We start from the raw sequence: 20,681 nt of genomic DNA on the forward strand, positions 1-20,681 counted from the left end.
TAAGATGCCAGTTTTTTGTAAAAAAAATACGCTTATGTATTCTAATGTTTTTACTGCGATTAGCTTAATATTTTATATCAATAATACAATTGCTAAAGATATTTTTGATATTAATGCAATTAATTCCGGAATGGAAAACCAAGTCGCAGATATAAATAGTTTAGGCTACCTATCATCTGCGGGAGGGCAATTGCCAGGAGATTATTTTGTTGATATCTATATAAATGATAAATTGATTGATAACAAGAATATAAGATTTTTATTTGATGATAAAGCTAAAAAATTATCTCCTGAAATAACAAAAAAAATGCTGCTAAACTGGGGCGTGAAAAACTCAGCAAGTGAAAAGTTTTCAGCAAGTGGAGAGGACGAATATTTGAATGACATTAGTAAAATTATTCCCAGTGCTAATTATCAATACAGATTTGAAACCCAACAATTACAAATTAGTATCCCACAAATTGGATTAGAAAATACGAGTAGAGGCTATATTGAACCAAAGGAATGGGACGATGGAATCACCACTACATTTGTTAACTACACAGTTCGGTTTAATAAACATTGGTACCAAAATAAGAATAATAGCGATAATTCGTTCTTAGGTTTAAGAAGTGGTATTAATATGGGCGCTTGGCGTTTCCGTAATCATAGTACCTACAGTAAAACGACATATGAAACGAATTGGAATAATCTACAAACTTATGTAGAGCGTGATATTCGTAGCTTAAAAAGCCGCTTAACGATTGGTGAAATATCCTCTGATAATGGCGTAATAGAGAGCCCCCCTTATCTTGGAGTGAAGCTAGTATCTGATGAAAGTATGTTACCTCAAAGTGAAAGGGGTTTTGCACCTACAGTGACTGGTCTTGTACAATCAAACGCGATTGTTACTATCAGCCAAAATGGCAACGTGATTTATCAAACCACCGTGCCGCCGGGTAGGTTTGCGATTAATGATTTGTATCCAACGTCATATAGTGGTGATCTTGAGGTCACAATTGAAGAAGCTAATGGCACGGTAAGGTCTTTTATTCAGCCTTTCTCTGCAGTGCCAATGATGCAAAGAGCCGGCACATTAAAATATAGCGTAGATATTGGTAAATATAATGTTGATGGTGCACGACGTAAACCTAATTTTGCGCAAGCATCAGCAATTTGCGGCTTGCCATATAACTTATCCGTTTATGGAGGTTTCTTAGTTTCTCAAGACTATCAAGCCTACACAATAGGTGCTGGAGTAAATTTAGGCAAAATTGGCGCGATATCAACAGATATTACAGAAGCATCGGTACAATTGATTGATAAAAAGAGTGCGAAAGGGCAAGCGTATCGAATTCAATATTCGAAATACATTCCAAATACAGGCACTTCTTTTTCTTTGGCATCATATCGTTACTCAACAAAAAACTATTATGATTTTTCTGATTCTAATAATCATCCTTATAAGATGGGGCGAAAAAAACAACAGTTTCAAGCGTCAGTCTCTCAGTCACTTGATGAAATCGGTTATTTATCGGTGAATGGTTATCAGCAATATTATTGGGACAAAAGTGGTTCTGATAAAAGTTTAACAATGAGTTTTAGCTCTAATTATAATTCAATGAATTACAGCGTTGCTTATTCTTATATTAAACAAGACTATTCAAAAACAAATGACCAAATGCTGTCATTCAATTTGAGTATTCCTTTTGATTTGGGTCGAAAAAATAATTGGGCTAACTATAGCTATAGTACCAGCAAAAATGGAGATTCGATTAGCTCATTAAGTTTTAATGGTATGCAATTAGTAGATAATAATTTGCAGTATAACCTTACGCAAAGATATAACCATAGCCGTAATGAATTTAGCAGTTCCGTTAGTGCAAACTATATAGTTTCATCAGGAGAATACAGTTTGGGTTATAACTATGACCCTAAATATCATGCTATCGATTTCAGTGCAACGGGAGCACTATTATTGCATTCTGGCGGGTTAACGACCTCTCGTACTATCTATGATTCTGCAGTGCTCGTTAAAGCAGAAGATATAGACAATTTAAAAGTAAATAACGCGCAATCACTTTACACTAATTCGTCAGGTTATGCAGTAATTCCCACAGTGACTCGTTATGAACGAAATAAAATTAGTGTCGATACTGCAACATTAAGTGGCAATAATGATGTTGCGATTAATACAACGACAGTCGTTCCTACTCAAGGTGCGATTGTATTAGCTAATTTCCAAGCAAAACGGGGTGCTAGAGTTTTATTAAAACTCAAGTATGCGGGAAAAGCAATTGCATTTGGTACACAAGTTTCTGTTATGGAAAGTGAGGAACAAGTTACAGGCGGTATTGTTGCAAATGATGGGGAAGTTTATTTAAGTGGCGTTCCAGAGCAAAGCAAGATAATAGTGAAATGGGGCAACGGTAATAATCAACAATGTACAGTTCCACTTTTATTATCATTAGAGAATGAAAAAATTCAGTTTATAGAACGAGTTTGTGAATAGGAGTTATCATGAAAAATTTAGGTCTAAAAATAGGCATTTCGTTCCTTTTATATTCACAATTCGGGGCTGCTGAATTTAGGGCTGACTTTACCAGCCAATTAGTTAATCCGAATAAAACACTTTATGTATCACGAACTTTACCAGCAGGTACTTTTATTGGTTCTATTGATTTAGGAACCCACTCTCCATGGACATGGTGGAATGTGACGGGTAATACAGAAGTTGGAATTTACGTACCAATCGAACCAGGAAATTCAAGGTATATTCCGGGTATAGGTTATGTTAGAGAAATTAATAGTTCAGGCGTTGGTTATACTTTGCATGGTACAGTAATGAGCCCTTGCTCTGGTTTTGCATATGTTGATGGGGTAAATACGAAAGATGGAAATAATAATAATAGATTTATATGTGGCTCTAATGCATCTTCAGCAACGTATACTGTAAAATTAAGGGCGGATTTTTATAAAGTTGGTAATAATGTTAAAAGCCAAACTTTACCAATATCTAATGCTGCGATGTTGATTTTATTCCACAATGGTTTCATTACTACAGATTTATATGGGAGGTTCGAACCCAAAGTAAATATGGGGCCAATCAATGTTATTTCGAGTGGTTGTGAAGTCAAAAATAAATCAATAGACGTACCATTCGGTAACGTTAGTAAATTGTCATTTACAGGTGTTGGTTCAACGAGTTCTGAGAGCAAGCAAAATTTTCAAATTGAATTAGATTGTGACCCTATATCTCCGATAAAAATTACGTTTATTGGAACTCAAGATTCAAGTCAAACACCAGGGGCAATCGCACTTAATAATTTAGCCGATGAAAATACAGCGAAAGGTTATGCCATCCAAGTAAAGCACAACGGTATACCCATTAAGCTTAATCAATTAATACCGCTCGCCAATAAAAATGACATAGGGCAATACAACATTCCGTTGGAAGCCGCGTATATCCAAACTCAATCTGCAACGGCAGCTGGGAAAGCGAATGGTACGCTACAATTTAACCTACAATATCATTAAATGCTATTTTCTCTGTATTTTACGCAAGTGATGCAGAGCTATACTTTCTTGTGTTAATTCTTTTTTAAGTTAGATAGCGTTTCAATATAAAGGAAAGCCCCCACCCATAGGCGAGGGCTAAAAGATTATTCAACTTCTAGAATACGACAAGTATTCGTGCTACCTACAGTGCCCATTAAGTCACCTTGGGTGACAAGAACCACGTCACCACTCATTAAATAGCCGTTATCACGTAAACGCGTGACAGCTTCATTGGCAGCCGCAATACCATCTGTATGGGTGCTACAGAAAACAGGTGTAACACCACGATAGAGAGAACATTGATTAAGGGTTTTTTCATGACGAGACATGGCAAAAATAGGTAAACCAGAGCTGATCCGAGACATCATACGAGCAGTACGGCCAGACTCAGTCATTGCTATGATAGCTTTAACCCCTTTAAGATGGTTAGCAGCATACATTGTTGACATTGCAATTGCTTCTTCAGGGCTGTTAAACTCCGCATCTAAACGGTGTTTAGACACATTTAGGCCCGGCATTTTTTCTGCGCCAAAACAAACCTGCGCCATCGCGGCTACCGTTTCTGCTGGGTACTGGCCTGCAGCGGTTTCAGCAGAAAGCATAACGGCATCAGTACCATCCAACACCGCATTCGCAACGTCCATGACTTCGGCTCGCGTTGGCATTGGGTTAGTGATCATCGATTCCATCATTTGTGTTGCGGTTATAACAACACGGTTTAATTGGCGAGAGCGGCGGATCAATTTTTTCTGGACAGCGACTAATTCAGGGTCGCCAATTTCCACACCGAGGTCACCACGAGCAACCATAACGACATCAGAAGCGAGAATAACTTCATCCATCACCTCATCATTGGCAACGGCTTCGGCACGTTCTACTTTAGCAACAATTTGGCATTCACAACCCGCATCACGAGCTAATCGGCGTGCATAATCTAAATCTTCACCTGAGCGAGGGAATGAAACAGCTAAGTAATCAACATTAATTTTTGCTGCAGTTTTTATATCTTCTTTGTCTTTTTCTGTTAATGCTTCAGCTGAAAGACCGCCACCGAGTTTATTAATACCTTTATTGTTAGATAGTTGGCCACCAACAGTAACTTCTGTAAATACCTGTAACCCTTTGACTTCAAGGACTTTCAATTGTACTCGGCCATCATCAAGAAGCAAAATATCACCTGGAACGACATCGGCAGGTAAGCCTTTATAGTCGATACCTACTTTCTCTTGGCAGCCTTCACCTTTACCTAAATTGGCATCAAGAATGAATTTATCGCCAATATTTAGGAACACTTTACCATCTTTAAAAGTGGAAACACGAATTTTAGGACCTTGCAAATCACCGAGGATCGCAACGTGACGTCCTAAACGAGCGGCAATCTCACGTACTTTGTTCGCACGTAATAGATGGTCTTCTGGAGTTCCGTGGGAGAAGTTAAGGCGAACAACGTTGGCGCCAGCGTTGATAATTTTTTCAAGGTTATTATCGCGATCTGTAGCTGGACCAAGAGTTGTAACAATTTTAGTTCTTCTAAGCCGTCTAGACATGTATTACTCCGTTGACCTGTAATGGTGTTGATAAAAGAGTGAAACCATTTCACTCCATTTCGAAACCTGTTTACTGCAAATAGGGATGCTGACACGAGCACAGCTATTATATACAGCCAATTTCTTAATGCTATCAGGTCTGTAAAACTATTAAAGCCTGAAAGCAAAGAAAAGCATTTATACTGTCAATTTATTGCCTTTAGATGCTATCAAACCGCGAATCACGTAATGCTTCTTTGACGCGCTTCAAGTTATCTCTAAATTTTTCACCTCTTCTTAACGTAAAACCCGTTGTTAGTACATCAATGACAGCGAGCTGCGCCATTCTTGATACCATTGGCATATAGATATCAGTATCTTCAGGAACATCAATAATGATAGATAAGGAAGCGGCTTGAGAGAGAGGTGAGTTTTCTGAGGTAATTGCAATTATAGTAGCGTCATTTTCCCGTGCTAAACGTGCCATATCAACTAATGCTTTGGTTCTTCCTGTATGGGAAATGAGCACAATAACATCTCCTTCATTACTATTGATACAGCTCATACGTTGCATGACAATATCATCGAAGTATATGACAGGAATATTAAAGCGGAAAAACTTATTCATTGCGTCGTGTGCGACAGCAGCAGAGGCACCAAAGCCAAAAAAACTGATTTTCCGAGCTTGAGTTAATAAATCAACAGCACGATTAATTGCACTGATATCTAATGTGTGTTTTACATTATCTAATCCAGCCATAGCAGATTCAAAAATCTTATGAGTATAGGTATTTACTGTATCGGTTTCTTCTATATGGCGGTTAATATAGGGGGTGCCGTTGGCTAAGTTTTGTGCTAATCGTAATTTAAAATCAGGGAATCCTTTCGTATCCATTTTTCGACAAAATCGGTTTACTGTTGGCTCGCTAACATCAGCTAATTGCGCGAGTGTGGCGATACTGAGATGAATGGCATTTTGTGGCATACCTAGAATAACCTCAGCCACCTTTTTTTCTGATTTACTTAAAAAATCGAGACTTGTCTTCATTTGTTCTAAAATATTCATATAGCAAAAGCGCCTATTTCATCGAAAGGAGAAATTTTTGAGTCATCACGTTATCCTATTATTGATTTTAAATTTCTTGCTGTGATGTCGTAATAGAGAGTGAAAATATACTATGTATGATATGTAAGCTATCTGAATACAGGTGATAAGTAGTAGCTTTTTATGAAACTTTGACCCGTATCTAATTTTCAGAATAGTAAACATCCTACCTATTTTGTTATTTTTTTACGGAAGCTGTCTCCATTCAGTTAAATCGCATCTTTTTAATACACTAAAAATTATTCAGTGTGTAACATAAGATTAAACAGACAATATGTTGTTTTTTTCATCATAAAAACTGTGATCGGTATCATGAACATTTACTGGGCACTAGCAACAGGGTACATTAGCGGAATTAGGGCTAATTTTAACAAAATTACAATAAGGCCTATCCTAGTTAGGTCTTACATTCCGCAAATTGAGGAGAACCAATATGGCGGTACATAATGCTGCTCAAGCTTGTGACTTAATTATTTTTGGCACCAAGGGAGACCTCGCTCGTCGTAAGCTGTTGCCATCGCTTTATCAGTTAGAGAAAGCAGGTTACATTCATCCAGACACACGCATTATTGGTGTCGGTCGTGCTGAATGGAGTCAAGATGATTACGTCCACTTTGTCAAAGAAGCGTTAGATAAGTTCTTAAAAGAAGATCTCGATTCAGCATTGTGGGAAAAATTAAGCGCTCGCTTGGATTTTTGTAACTTAGACGTTAACCAGACTGAAAGTTTTGTGCGTTTAGCTGAAATGTTAAAACAAGATGCACAACCTGCTATCCATTACTTTGCTATGCCACCGAGTACTTTTGGTGCTATGTGTCAAGGGTTGGGCCATGCTAAATTAAATAAAAAGCCAAATCGCGTTGTCATGGAAAAACCACTGGGAACGGATTTAGCGTCGTCACAAGAAATTAATAATGAAGTGGCGAAGTATTTTGATGAAAGCCAAGTCTATCGTATTGACCACTATCTTGGTAAAGAAACTGTTTTAAACTTACTCGCATTGCGTTTTGCAAACTCGTTATTTATCAATAACTGGGACAATCGCACTATTGATCATGTCCAAATCACGGTTGCAGAAGAAGTAGGAATCGAAGGTCGTTGGGGGTATTTCGACCAAGCAGGCCAAATGCGTGATATGGTACAAAACCACTTATTGCAAATCTTAACGATGATAGCCATGTCACCACCGGCAGATTTAACCACTGACCGTATTCGCGATGAAAAAGTGAAAGTCTTACGTTCTTTACGTCGTATCGACCATACAAATGTGCGTGAAAAGGCAGTACGAGGGCAATATACCTCAGGTTTTGTTCAAGGCAAAAAAGTCCCTGGATATCTAGAAGAAGAGGGGGCGAATAAGCAAAGCATGACCGAGTCATTCGTTGCTTTGCGTGTTGATATCGATGATTGGCGTTGGGCAGGTGTACCTTTCTATTTACGTACGGGTAAGCGCCTACCTGCAAAATGTTCTGAAGTTGTTGTTTATTTTAAAAAACCAGCATTGAATATTTTCTCTGAAAGTTATCAAGACCTGCCTCAGAATAAATTAACTATTCGTTTGCAGCCTGATGAAGGGATTGATATTGAAATTATGAATAAGGCGCCAGGCCTTGATCATAAACATCGTTTACAAACCACTAAATTGGATTTAAGTTTCTCTGAAACTTTCAACCAGACTCACCTTGCAGATGCTTATGAGCGTTTATTACTTGAAGCCATGCGTGGCATTCAAGCACTGTTTGTTCGCCGCGATGAAGTAGAAGAAGCATGGAAATTTGTTGATTCTATTATAGATGCATGGGCAATGGACAATGAAGCGCCTAAGCCATATCAAGCAGGGACTTGGGGACCGATTGCATCTGTTGCGATGATCGCACGCGATGGCCGTTCATGGAATGAGTTTGAATAGTATTATCAATATTTGAAATATTAGGTAGTATATTGACTAAAATGGCGGGGTAATCCCGCCATTTATCTTTGTTTATCATATTGTTAGGTATGGCTACATAGGATGTTAAAGGATTAATTCGCTACGTCCTGTCGCTGCCATATGGATAATCGCTTGCTCGATGCGTAAACATGCCATTTTAGCGGCATCAGGAACGGATAGTCCCGCTAATAACTGAGCGGTGAGTTCAGCTCCAAATAAATCCCCCGTTCCTTTTGGTGTGACAGGGTAACGTTTGTGGCGGATTACGGTCACGTTATCTTGGGTAACACAAACGACTTCAATGTTGTCGTCATCAGGCTGGAAAGCACTTGTGATGATTACCCACTGTGTATTTCCCTTTAATAAGCTACGGGCTGCAGCCGTAGCATCATCCAAGTTATGGACTTGTTTGCCACTTAACGTCATGAGCTCGAATTTGTTTGGAATAATACCTGTAGCTAAAGGAATGACTTTATCGCGGTATACCTCGGCAATTTCGGGTGGAATATAAAAACCGCTGTCTTCATCTCCCATGACTGGGTCAACAATAACCGGTAGTGCCGTTCTTTCTTTACGAACTAGAGTTAACCAGTTTGCTAAGTCTTGGGCTTTTTCTGGGGAACCTAGATAACCAGTCAAAATAGCTCTCACAGAATTTAAGCTACCCCGCTCAACAAAACCGTTTAAATAACCACGAAACCACTCACCAGGCAACTCACCACCATAACAAGTTGTATAGTGAGGCGTATTACTAAGTACTACAGTAGGTACTGCCGCAACACGTAAACCTTGTTTTGTCAAGGCTGGAACGGCAATGCTATTTCCAACACTGCCATAAATAACTTGTGACTGAATTGAAATAACATCATAAGGTAATGGCGTTGCATCAGCGGAATTTTGGAAACTATTGGAGGTAAGGCTAAAGGCGTTCATGGCTCTCTCTTCGGCATATTACAATCATATAGCTACTATAAGAAGCTTGTTCAATCAGGTTGTCAATGCTAAAAATCGAATAGCTTAGTTAAGGCGTGACGAGAGCATGAAAAGTGGAAAAAAGAGATTTTTTTATAAAATAATTCCAGTGAAAAATTTATCATCATCGCTTGTTTATTCGCGCAATAGTTGATAGCTCAAGGGTTGATTAGCATATTAATGAATAGTTATGCATATTTTTATTCAATGCAAAAAATGTTTATATTCATTGACTTAATAAATTTGGCATGTTAAAAATAAACTGAAATTAACTATCAACATGAGGGTTCGGAGTAAATTGGGTAGATGTCTACCTGATGAAAAGAATAAGATATCATGCTTAGCTCAACTAGCGGCAAGATCAGCAAGTCCCAAAAAAGAACGACACACAGGCTTTTCCTTTCAGCTATCCTTTCCAGTGAACACTACTGGTGTGGTGCATTATAGCGTCTCTCTCGATTATTCATTTCGCTGAATAAACTCAGCAACACGTTGTTATTTATTTGAATTTTCAACAACTACGCAATAGTAATCTGTATTTTTTATCTGTACAAAAAATAGGCTATTACGTGGCTGTATATAGAGAGATATTATAATGATTTACTGGATATTTTTAGTATTAGCTATCGTAACTGAAGTTATCGGTACACTATCAATGAAACATGCCAGCGTCAGTGGTGATTTTACTGGTATGGTCGTGATGTATGTGATGATAGCAACATCATACATTTTACTTGCTGTTGCAGTTAAAAAAGTGGCATTAGGTGTCGCCTATGCACTATGGGAAGGTATCGGTATCCTTTTTATCACAACATTTAGTGTCATGTGGTTTGGAGAAACGCTATCACCGATGAAAATTGGGGGGTTAGTATTACTTATCACCGGTATTGGACTGATTAAATCAGGCACCAAGAAAACCACCGTTCGTCAATCTGCACAAAAAGTAAAACAAGTTACACAAAACGCGGTCAATGCAGCCAAAACAAATGCTTTAGTTGGACGCGAAGCTAAGTCGGAGGCGTAATATGGCCAGTCATTTTGAATGGTGGCATGCTGCGTTTTTGATCCTAGCAGTCATATTAGAAATCGCAGCCAACATTTTGTTAAAAATGTCGAATGGATTTAAACGATACTGGATAGGTATTCTTTCTCTAATTGCGGTACTCGGAGCTTTCAGTGCATTAGCGCAAGCAGTAAAAGGAATCGAACTTTCAATTGCCTATGCATTATGGGGAGCATTCGGGATTATCGCGACAGTAGCAGCAGGTTGGATACTTTTCAATCAACGGCTAAATTATAAAGGCTGGGGAGGGATTGTGTTATTGCTACTAGGAATGGTTCTCATCAAGATGTCGTAATGCTCGTCATATTTTGCAGTGTCGCGTTGTTGGCTGCATTCGTTAACCCTAGTCACATACTTTTGTATGCCCCAAGGGATTAACTCACTTGCCGCCTAGCGACATCACAAACTATTTAGAACATGGATGGGCGCTAATAATTGGCGCCCATTTTTATGCAAAGCAAAACCTGTTTAATCAATCAATTGCTGCAACAATCTTAATTTCAACTTTATATTCTGGCTTCATCAACAATGCTTGGACAGTACAGCGGACAGGCGCACTTCCAGCAACAACCCAAGCATCCCATGCTTGGTTCATACCAGCAAAATCGGCTTTATCAGCAAGAAAAATGGTGGCATCAAGAATTTTACTTTTGTCTGAACCAACACGTTCAAGCATGACATCAATTGCCGCGAGCGTGTTTGCTGTTTGAGCAACAATATCAGCGTCAAGGTTTTCAGGAACACTGGTGTAGTAAATTACATTATTGTGAATGACAGCTTCAGACCAACGATTATCAGGGTCAATACGTTTGATAGTCATAATTATTCCTTATTATACATGTGGCTCAAGAATAACAGTTTGCAGGCTGGATGAAAATCAGTTGTTCAACGAAGTAATAATTACCTAAGCAGGGTTAAGAAACTCATGGTAAAGTGTGCCCTCATTATTCCTAATAAATAGGTCATGTAGTGCACGACGATTTTTCTGCGGATGGCTTTTTAGCCAGAACAATTCCTGGTTTTCAGCCTCGAGAAGCACAAGTTACGATGTCGAATGCAGTAACCGAGTCGATTGAGCAGCAGCATGTGCTGGTGGCGGAAGCGGGTACTGGAACAGGAAAAACATATGCTTATTTAGTTCCTGCATTGCGTAGTGGAAAAAAAGTCATTGTTTCAACGGGATCAAAAGCCTTACAAGATCAACTGTATCACCGAGACTTACCGACAATTATTGATGCGATGAATTACACTGGACGGACCGCGTTATTAAAAGGGCGTTCGAATTATTTATGTTTAGAGCGATTAGACCAACAATCCCTTGGTGGTGGTAGTCTTGAGCCGGAAATATTGTCCGCTGTTGTGAGGTTACGCAGTTGGTCCATTGAATCTGAGCTAGGTGATACGAGCACTTGTCATGATATTGCGGAGGACAGCCCTGTTTGGCCGTTAGTGACTAGCACCAATGATAATTGTCTTGGAAGTGATTGCCCACGTTATCAAGAATGTTTTGTCTTAAAAGCACGACGTAAAGCTTTAGAAGCGGATATTGTCGTTGTGAATCACCATTTATTTATGGCTGATAGAGTCGTGAAAGACACAGGTTTTGGAGAGTTAATTCCCCAAGCAGAGGTCATGATTTTTGATGAAGCGCACCAAATTCCTGATATAGCCAGCCAATATTTTGGTCAGCAACTAAGTAGTCGCCAATTGCTTGATCTGGCACGCGATATGATTATGGCCTATCGAACTGAGTTAAAAGACCAAGTGCAACTGCAAAAAAGTGCAAATAGGCTCACTCAAAGTACGCTAGATTTCCGGCTCAATTTGGGGGAAAACAGTTTTCGTGGCAATTTACGTGATTTACTAAAGCGCCCTGAAGTACAAAGGGCATTGACATTACTTGATGATTCTCTTGAACTTTGTTACGAAGTGATCAAAACCACTTTGGGCCGTTCACAGAGCTTAGACTCTATTTTTGAGCGTGTTACTATTTACCGAAATCGTTTGAACCGTTTAAAAGATGTGACAATTGCAGGCTACAGCTATTGGTTTGAAAGTTATGGTCGCCATTTTTTACTGGCACTAACGCCATTAACGGTTGCAGATAAATTCAGCGAAATGATCGCAAGTACGCCAGCCAGTTGGGTATTTACATCAGCAACTTTGTCGGTAAATGAAAAACTAAGTCACTTCACTGACCGTTTAGGTCTAGCCACGGCAAAAACGCTATTATTAGCCAGCCCATTTGATTATCAAAGCCAAACTTTATTATGTGTTCCGCGTTTTTTACCCGAACTCAATCAACGAGGCCTCGCACAAAAATTGGCAACCATGCTACGACCTATGATTGAAAAAAATCAGGGACGTTGCTTCTTTTTATGTACATCACACCTGATGATGCGTGAATTGGCCGAGGAATTTAAATCTTCATTGACATTACCAGTTCTAATGCAAGGGGAAAGCAGTAAAAACAAACTGTTATCTCAGTTTATTGCTGCGGGGAATGCTGTTTTAGTTGCCACTAGTAGCTTTTGGGAGGGGGTTGATGTGCGAGGCGATGAACTGACTTGTGTCATTATCGATAAACTCCCATTTACTGCCCCTGATGACCCGCTATTAAGAGCGCGCATCGAAGATTGTGAATTACGGGGTGGAGAACCATTCTCGGATGTCCAATTACCAGATGCAGTTATTACTTTAAAGCAAGGTGTAGGGCGGCTAATTCGAGACACTAGTGATTATGGTGTCATCGTTATTTGTGATAACCGTTTAGTGACTCGCCCTTATGGTGAGGTTTTTTTACGTAGCCTTCCGCCATCACCACGAACAAGAAGTATACAAAAAGCAATTGCATTTCTTGAAGAGAAAAGGCAAGAAGTTAATAGAGTGAGGTAAATCCCACCTTGTTTTTCTGCTATTCCTACGGCCGTTTATGTTAATATAATCGGCATCTTTTAATCAGAAACTATTAATTTGCCGGAGTTTAGGCATGTCGAGTCGTATTCTTGCTGTTGATACAGCAACAGAAGCCTGTTCAGTCGCACTTTGGTGTGAAGGTGACATTATTTCGCGTTTCGCGATTTCTCCTCGAGAGCACACACAAAAAATTTTACCGATGGTTGAGGAAGTTCTTGCAGAAGCTGGGATGGGGTTGAACCAGTTAGATGCATTGGCTTTCGGGCGTGGTCCTGGTAGTTTTACGGGGGTTCGTATTGGTGTTGGTATTGCACAAGGGTTAGCACTAGGGGCTAATTTGCCCATGATTGGCGTTTCCTCTTTAATGACACTTGCTGAAGGCGCCTTTCGTATAATGGGGCATCATCAGGTATTAGTGGCTATTGATGCACGGATGTCAGAAATTTATTGTGCCCAATATCAGCGAACATCCGCAGGCCAATGGTTAGGTGAAGAAACTGAAGCAGTTCTACTTCCCGACGATTTTAAGAGCAAAGTGACAGGGCTTTCAGGGCTGTGGGGTTATGCAGGTACTGGGTGGGAGGCATATCCCTCATTGTTGAATGCATCAATTACATTAGCTAACAGTCATATTACGCTGCCTGATGCGCAAGATATGTTACCCATTGCTGCTCAATTATGGCAACAGGGAAAAGTGGTTGCCGTTGAAAATGTTGAACCTACTTACCTGCGTAATGAAGTTACATGGAAAAAATTGCCTGGTCGTGAATAATACACAGAAAATTAATTGATGTTGAATTGGCTATATCAGGTGATATGGCCAATTTTTTATATTACACACAAAACAAATCAAATATTGAATAATAAAAATACAAATCGAATCATTCAATAATTTAGGATATTATTAGGTGGTAAGATAATTCTTATGGCTACTTTTAACATATCGTGTTTTGTTTACTAAATGCTATTTAAAATTGTATTACCTGAATTTATAATATCGCTAATCGGAGGTGGTCTATGAATATTGAATTAAACTGCCGTAATGCACTTAAAGGTCTTTTTATTGCAAGCGTATTAGCGCTGACAGGGTGTGTTTCAATACCTGCTTCAATTCAAGGCTCGGTTCAAAACCCAACAGATAACTTAACATCGGTACAAAATGCTCCTGAAATGTATATTGGCCAAGAGGCGCGTTTTGGTGGGAAAGTCCTTGCAGTTGAAAACGAAGCAGCAAGAACACGTTTAGAAATTGCGGTGATGGCATTGAATAAATATGATGCAGCACCAGAGCTTAATTCCCCTTCAATTGGCCGCATTTATGCGTACTTAAATGGTTTTCGTGAGCCAAGTGATTTTACTAACCGTTATATCACTGTGGTGGGGAAAATCACGGGGGAACAGCAAGGGAAAGTAGGGCAAGTTCCTTATAAGTATGTCACGTTAGATGTAACAGGTTTCCAACGCTGGAATGTCGCACAAAGTGTTATGATCCCGCCGTCTGGCCCTTGGGGTTATGGTTATTATGGCGACCCGTATTTTTATAACCACCCATGGGGTTATGGTTATGGGTACGGTTATCCAGGAGGCCCAGTACCCGTACAAACTTATCTAACAGAATAACGATTATTTTTCTTTATTTAAAGGCCCCGATTATTGCGGGGTCTTTTTGTTTTCCATAAAAAGATTATCTAAATAAGAGCTAATAAATAAGAGTGTTTAATAAAAGTATTAGCTAAAATTTAATCCCAGCAAAAGTGACTTCGGTTAATGTAATAGATTAAATCCCTTCTTAAGTGCGAGATAACCTTTCCAAAAATAGCGTAAAATCATGTATAATCAGGCAATCTTGTACAGATTTACATCTGTTTAACGAATTTAAGACAAACTAGGCGGCTTAGTCCGCCTAGTTTTTTCTTGAAGGAACAAAATTTATTTAGTGATAGACCTCTCAACCTTGACATTGTCTGTTTTTCAAACTGGTACGCTGAGTTAATAATTTGTTAAAAGAGATGTTGAGTATAATAACTTCACTAAATTCAGGAGTAACATTTTGGAAAAAATCTGGCTAAAAAATTACCCTGCTGATGTGCCGGAAGAAATCAATCCTGATAGCTTCGCTTCTCTAGCAGAGTTACTTGAAGATGCGGTCTCTCAATTTGCCGACCAACCTGCATTCATTAATATGGGAGCAGTGATGACTTATCGGAAACTTGAAGAGAGAAGTCGCGCTTTTGCCGCCTACTTACAAAATGGACTTGGTCTTAAAAAAGGGGATCGTGTCGCATTAATGATGCCAAACCTATTACAGTATCCGATTGCCCTGTTTGGGATATTGCGAGCAGGTATGGTGGTAGTCAACGTCAACCCACTTTATACCCCGAGAGAACTAGAGCACCAATTGAATGATAGCGGTGCAACCGCAATTGTAATTGTGTCGAATTTTGCACATACACTGGAAAAAATTGTTTTCAATACCAAAGTGAGACACGTCATTTTAACTCGTATGGGTGACCAGCTTTCACGTCCTAAAGCCACGATTGTTGATTTTGTTGTCAAATATGTAAAACGTTTAGTCCCTAAATATAACTTACCAGACGCCATCTCCTTTCGCCGTGCCATGCATTATGGCTATCGTATGCAATATATTAAACCTAACATTGCTGGTGATGACTTGGCCTTTTTGCAATATACAGGTGGAACCACCGGTGTTGCTAAAGGGGCGATGTTAACTCATCGCAATATGTTAGCAAATATTGAGCAGGCAAGGGCAGCTTACGGGCCTGTACTGAAATTAGGTGCTGAATTTGTTGTCACCGCTTTACCGCTGTACCATGTTTTTGCATTGACAGTAAACTGCTTACTGTTTATCACTGTAGGGGGCGTTAACTTATTGATTACTAACCCTAGAGATGTACCGGACACCGTAAAACAATTAGGACGTTATCCGGTTACGTCAATTACCGGGGTTAATACCTTATTTAATGCGTGGCTGCATAATGAAGAGTTCAAAAAGTTGGATTTTTCGCGTTTACGTCTTTCGGTTGGTGGGGGGATGCCTGTTCAAAAAGCAGTTGCAGAAAAATGGCAAAAGCTCACTGGGAAACATTTACTCGAAGGGTATGGGTTAACGGAATGTGCGCCACTAGTTACAGGTAATCCTTATAATTTAACCAGTTATAGCGGAAGTATTGGTTTACCTGTTCCATCAACAGATGTTAAATTTCTTGATGATAACGGCAACGAAGTCGCTATTGGTGAACCTGGTGAAATGTGGGTAAAAGGCCCGCAAGTCATGAAAGGGTATTGGAACCGCCCTGATTCCACTGCGGATACGATAGTGGATGGTTGGTTAGCGACAGGGGATATCGCTGAAATTGATAGCGAAGGGTATATTCGTATTGTTGATCGTAAAAAAGATATGATCATCGTTTCAGGTTTTAACGTCTATCCAAATGAAATTGAAGATGTCATTTCTGCACATCCGGACGTGATAGAATGCGCTGCAATTGGTGTACCTAGTGAAAGTACAGGCGAAGCGGTTAAAGTTTTCGTTGTAACGAAAAATGCGAATTTAACGGGTGATGAGCTAAAAACCTTTTGCCGCCGTTCATTAACCGCGTATAAAGTCCCTAAGATATTTGAATTTCGTGATGAATTACCAAAATCTAACGTGGGTAAAATTTTACGTAAAGACCTACGTGATGAAGAAAAATTGCAAAGAGAAAAATCACAAGTATGATTGTGGTTTAGTCGTAAATTATAAATAGATGACGCCGGTTTTAGCCGGCGTCATTGTGATGAAAATAACAAAGAGAAACTTGTTTTGAATTATCGTTTAGTAACTACAGATAGCGAATTAGCCCAAGTATGCCAAGAGGCGAGTAATGCACCATGGCTCGCTTTGGATACCGAGTTTGTTCGTACCCGAACATATTACCCACAACTAGGTTTGCTACAGCTATATGATGGAAAGCAAGTTTCGTTAATTGACCCATTGTTAATGACGGATTTTAGCCCGTTCAAAGCACTTTTAACGAATCCTGAGCAACTTAAATTTTTACATGCAGGTAGTGAAGACTTAGAAGTGTTTATGCATGATTTTGATTGTGTCCCTGAGCCGATGATCGACACACAAGTTGTGGCGGCATTTTTAGGTTATCCAATTTCTTGTGGTTTTGCATCATTGGTTGCTGAACATTTAGGTATTGAACTAGACAAAAGTGAATCACGAACAGACTGGCTTGCGCGTCCTCTGAGCGAAAAACAATGCGATTATGCAGCCGCAGATGTGCTGTATTTGCTGCCATTAGCTGAAATTCTAATGGAAAAAGTGACTGAAGCGGGCTACTTGGAAGATGCCAAAGATGAGTGTCAACGTGTTGTGGCTCGTCGGCAAAAAGCCTTAAAGCCAGAAAAAGCCTACATGAATATCCATAATGCATGGCAGCTACGTGATGAACAGCTCGCTTGTTTGCAATTATTAGCCGAATGGCGTTTAAACCAAGCTAAAGCCCGCGATATGGCTGTTAACTTTGTAGTAAAAGAAGAGCACCTGTGGAAAGTGGCTCGTTATTTACCGAGCTCTCTGGGTGAACTTGATGCACTTGGCTTAACTGGGCAGGAGATTCGTTGCCATGGCAAGCGCTTGTTAGCCATTGTCGAGCAAGCAAAGCAACTTGAAGAAAGTGAATACCCAACACCTGTAGCGAATATTACGGAACAGAGCCAATACAAAAGCTTATTTAAAGAAATTAAAGCGGTGGTCAAAGATATTGCTGAAAATGAAAAATTTAATGCAGAACTATTGGCTTCTAGGCGGCAAATTAACCAATTATTGTCGATTCATTGGGGTTTAAAATCTTCGGTTACACCTCCTGAACTGTTATCGGGGTGGAGAGGGCGATTACTCGCCGAGCCCATTACAAAGTTATTAGCAAACGAGTAATATATTAAGGTACAAGAAGAGAGCTTCTTGTACCTTATTTAAATAGCTTAGCTTATTTATAATCTTCAATCTTATCTTCATTTTTATTTATTATTCATTCAATAAACTTATAAAAATATACGTCACATTTACTTGTGGGTGTGTTTATCTTATTTTCACTCGAAATTTGTAATTACTCTTAAAAATTCAATTAATCTTTAATGTAAAACGCAATAAATAAAACTATCCATTATAGGGTCTTTAATTAACCAGTTAAAAAATAAAAGGTTATTTTATTTTTATGGTTTAATAATAAAAAATTGAATTATATCCCTTACATTTGTAAATAAAAATCATTTTCATATACTGAATTTCGAACATTAAAGGAAAGAATAATCTTTTATTTAATGTGTTTCGTTAATAAACCAACCTAATTCAAACTTCTATTGAAGAGGATGAATAAATGAAAAAATTATCACTAATTACAGTCGCAGTATCTTTGTCTATATTTTCTGTTGGTGTTATGGCAGAAACGGAATCAGCACAAAGCTTAAAATATGATCTTGGCCTAACAAACATTATTGTTGGTAAAACCCAATCAACCATGGGGCCACACGGTGGTAGTATTGGTGCACCGGGCATCGGTTCTCGCTTTATGAGAAATGGAAAAACAATTTCGTTCTCTGGTTTAAAAAACTTAGTCACGCAAAAGCCTGACAACGTGTATGTTTTGGAAAGTGGCGGTAGCCCGCACGGTGGAATGGGTAAGTTCCAATTTAGCCAGGTTGCAGATGCCGAGGTATCTTTCGGTGATTGGTCACAAACTGGGGAAGCCGATGACGCAATGCACACGGTTTATTTCTCTGGTGAGAATGCAACGACAGAAGTGCCAACCAGTGGCCAAGCGACTTATACTATAGCGGGTATTAACCAGTTTGCAGGTGAAGAAAAACAGACGGGTTGGTTTAATGCTGACTTCGCGGATAAATCATATACAGGTGCATTAGAAGGAGTAAATAGCCACTCCATGGCAGGGGATATTAAAGAAGACGGTAAATTTAGCGGTACTGCCATTGCTAATGGAATACACCAAGGTGATAGTATGGGGCAACTCTTTGGTGATAATGCTGAACAAGTGGCGGGTATTCTCTCTTATGAGAATAACCGTGAGTTAGACACGGCATTTGGTGGCCAGAAAGACGAATAATTACTGAAAATATAATTAGCTAAAAAAAGTAGGCAAAAGAGATTTTGTCTACTTTTTTATTTTTGTCATTAAAATGGTAGCCTAATCATGTTATTTTTTAATAAAAAAACAAATTTAATAAATTTGAGTTTATTATTACTTTTTTCTCTCCCTTCGGTATTGTCAGCTCAAGAGCTAAAAGGAGGAGTTATCGATAATTTAAAAGATTATAGTAACAAAAAACATCAATCAGAAATAAATAATGTTAAATATAGTGAAAAAAATATCGACGAACTTGGTTTTATTCTTTATGATCTCATTCAGAAACAAGATTTTGACAAAATAAATGAAATTATTGGTAGTTACGTTAACCATAAAGGCCACGATAAAGAATTGGTTAAATATATTCATTCAGAAAGGGCAGTTTTAAATAAACAGTATGATTTAGCAATTATCCTATATAATGAGATTTTAATTCACAAGCCTAATATGTTATTGGTTGAGTTAAAACTTGCACAAGCACTGACTTATGTTAAGCACTATGAATTAGCATTATCAATATATCAAAACATCAAAGTTAAATATAAAGAAAGAATATCAAATGGACTAACTAAATTTATTAAAAGTCAAATAATAGATTTAGAAAATAAAAATCGTTGGCAAGGTACAATTAAGCTAGGCTCAAGTTATGATTTTAATTTAAATGAAGCATCAAATAGCCGTGAGATGTACTGTTTTCGTAGTAAATGTATGAATAGTAGTAACCAGTCTATCGCTGGTGGAAAGTGGCATTATTATACTAAATTATCAAAGCGTTTTCCTCTAGCAGGAAACCACTCAACGGTACTCTCATTAGGTGTGGTTGGGGTGGAGCCAATGAAAACAGTCACGGCTAGAAAAACGAATATATATGTTACTGGGGGGTATCAATTTGATAACGCGAATACAAAGTTCTATATACAGCCTACCCTTGAAGCTAAATGGCATGATAACCAATACTATAATTTAAGCTTTGGGGGGAAAATAGCGGCAGAATACACATTGAGCCGTCGAGTGACCTTTCTAAGTGATATTGAATATAAAAATAAAATTTACCCTTATAAGTATAGTTTTAATAACGGCGATAAATGGGTTTATTCAGTTACTGGTACCTATTTAATGAATCCTCGATTAATGGTTTTTGGCAGTTTTTATGGAGCTAACAGGAAAAAGCAATACGATAGTGATAGCTATGTACAGTATGGGGTTAGGGCGGGTTTTCTAAAAGTAACCGAACTGTGTGATCTACTTGTTGCGATAGGTTATAAGCAAACAAATTTTGAACGGTTTGATGCATTTTTGAATGTAAAAAGAAAAGATCATAATGGGTATTTAAACACCCAATTAACATTTGATAAAAATAAAATATTAACTTTTACGCCTTCTATTTATTTTAATAGCCAAGTGAATAAAAGTACTGCAGATATTATTTATTCTTTTAAGCAAAGTGAAGTCGGTGTCAATTTCACCAAGAAATTTTAAT

At 38.6% G+C, this 20,681-nt stretch carries 16 protein-coding genes; 12 read left to right on the forward strand and 4 right to left on the reverse strand.

Features of this window, described 5'->3' with window-relative positions:
- The first annotated feature begins 4 nt into the window (after positions 1-4).
- The gene (locus M1F25_RS10560) at positions 5-2,491 is read left to right on the forward strand and encodes a fimbria/pilus outer membrane usher protein (protein ID WP_181489653.1); all 2,487 of its coding nucleotides are present in this window, start codon (positions 5-7) and stop codon (positions 2,489-2,491) included.
- An 8-nt stretch (positions 2,492-2,499) separates the two neighbouring features.
- A complete protein-coding gene (locus M1F25_RS10565; RefSeq protein ID WP_181489654.1) occupies positions 2,500-3,516 on the forward strand; it encodes a fimbrial protein in 1,017 nt (338 codons plus the stop codon).
- A 125-nt stretch (positions 3,517-3,641) separates the two neighbouring features.
- Here M1F25_RS10565 and pyk read toward each other — a convergent pair whose 3' ends face one another.
- Entirely contained in the window at positions 3,642-5,084 is a 1,443-nt protein-coding gene (pyk, locus tag M1F25_RS10570) for a pyruvate kinase (RefSeq protein ID WP_094962974.1), read from the reverse strand.
- A 199-nt stretch (positions 5,085-5,283) separates the two neighbouring features.
- Positions 5,284-6,129 carry a MurR/RpiR family transcriptional regulator gene (locus tag M1F25_RS10575; RefSeq protein WP_004254990.1) on the reverse strand — a complete coding sequence of 282 codons (846 nt, stop codon included), beginning with the start codon at positions 6,127-6,129 and terminating at the stop codon, positions 5,284-5,286.
- Between the two features lie 472 nt (positions 6,130-6,601).
- Between M1F25_RS10575 and zwf the strand changes: the two genes are divergently transcribed.
- The gene (gene zwf, locus M1F25_RS10580) at positions 6,602-8,077 is read left to right on the forward strand and encodes a glucose-6-phosphate dehydrogenase (protein WP_004254987.1); all 1,476 of its coding nucleotides are present in this window, start codon (positions 6,602-6,604) and stop codon (positions 8,075-8,077) included.
- 105 nt (positions 8,078-8,182) lie between these two features.
- Here zwf and pdxK read toward each other — a convergent pair whose 3' ends face one another.
- The gene (gene pdxK / locus M1F25_RS10585; protein ID WP_094962975.1) at positions 8,183-9,031 is read right to left on the reverse strand and encodes a pyridoxine/pyridoxal/pyridoxamine kinase; all 849 of its coding nucleotides are present in this window, start codon (positions 9,029-9,031) and stop codon (positions 8,183-8,185) included.
- Between the two features lie 634 nt (positions 9,032-9,665).
- Here pdxK and mdtJ point away from each other — a divergent pair.
- Positions 9,666-10,094 (forward strand): multidrug/spermidine efflux SMR transporter subunit MdtJ, encoded by a 429-nt coding sequence (mdtJ, locus tag M1F25_RS10590; RefSeq protein WP_004254982.1) that lies wholly within the window; start codon positions 9,666-9,668, stop codon positions 10,092-10,094.
- Between the two features lies 1 nt (position 10,095).
- A complete protein-coding gene (gene mdtI, locus M1F25_RS10595) occupies positions 10,096-10,428 on the forward strand; it encodes a multidrug/spermidine efflux SMR transporter subunit MdtI (protein ID WP_004254980.1) in 333 nt (110 codons plus the stop codon).
- Positions 10,429-10,605: 177 nt separating this feature from the next.
- Here mdtI and M1F25_RS10600 read toward each other — a convergent pair whose 3' ends face one another.
- Complete coding sequence (locus M1F25_RS10600; RefSeq protein WP_004254978.1) at positions 10,606-10,953, reverse strand: RidA family protein; 348 nt, start codon at positions 10,951-10,953, stop codon at positions 10,606-10,608.
- 149 nt (positions 10,954-11,102) lie between these two features.
- Here M1F25_RS10600 and M1F25_RS10605 point away from each other — a divergent pair, with 149 nt between their 5' ends.
- The 7 genes from M1F25_RS10605 to M1F25_RS10635 all read left to right on the forward strand — a co-directional run bounded on the left by M1F25_RS10605 (position 11,103) and on the right by M1F25_RS10635 (position 20,680).
- The gene (locus tag M1F25_RS10605) at positions 11,103-13,028 is read left to right on the forward strand and encodes an ATP-dependent DNA helicase (RefSeq protein WP_181489655.1); all 1,926 of its coding nucleotides are present in this window, start codon (positions 11,103-11,105) and stop codon (positions 13,026-13,028) included.
- A gap of 94 nt (positions 13,029-13,122) precedes the next feature.
- On the forward strand, positions 13,123-13,821 hold the full coding sequence (tsaB, locus tag M1F25_RS10610) for a tRNA (adenosine(37)-N6)-threonylcarbamoyltransferase complex dimerization subunit type 1 TsaB (RefSeq protein ID WP_096864866.1): 699 nt from the start codon (positions 13,123-13,125) through the stop codon (positions 13,819-13,821).
- Positions 13,822-14,066: 245 nt separating this feature from the next.
- A complete protein-coding gene (locus M1F25_RS10615) occupies positions 14,067-14,669 on the forward strand; it encodes a Slp family lipoprotein (protein WP_004254971.1) in 603 nt (200 codons plus the stop codon).
- A gap of 430 nt (positions 14,670-15,099) precedes the next feature.
- Positions 15,100-16,788, forward strand: a complete 1,689-nt coding sequence (fadD, locus tag M1F25_RS10620) for a long-chain-fatty-acid--CoA ligase FadD (RefSeq protein WP_181489656.1) — start codon at positions 15,100-15,102, stop codon at positions 16,786-16,788.
- A gap of 84 nt (positions 16,789-16,872) precedes the next feature.
- Positions 16,873-17,994 carry a ribonuclease D gene (rnd, locus tag M1F25_RS10625; RefSeq protein WP_110591680.1) on the forward strand — a complete coding sequence of 374 codons (1,122 nt, stop codon included), beginning with the start codon at positions 16,873-16,875 and terminating at the stop codon, positions 17,992-17,994.
- Between the two features lie 442 nt (positions 17,995-18,436).
- A complete protein-coding gene (locus M1F25_RS10630) occupies positions 18,437-19,180 on the forward strand; it encodes a Slam-dependent surface lipoprotein (protein ID WP_181489657.1) in 744 nt (247 codons plus the stop codon).
- A gap of 87 nt (positions 19,181-19,267) precedes the next feature.
- On the forward strand, positions 19,268-20,680 hold the full coding sequence (locus M1F25_RS10635) for a surface lipoprotein assembly modifier (protein WP_181489658.1): 1,413 nt from the start codon (positions 19,268-19,270) through the stop codon (positions 20,678-20,680).
- Position 20,681: the final 1 nt, after the last annotated feature.

It is taken from the genome of Providencia sp. PROV109 (assembly GCF_033681625.1).
Lineage (GTDB): Bacteria > Pseudomonadota > Gammaproteobacteria > Enterobacterales > Enterobacteriaceae > Providencia > Providencia hangzhouensis.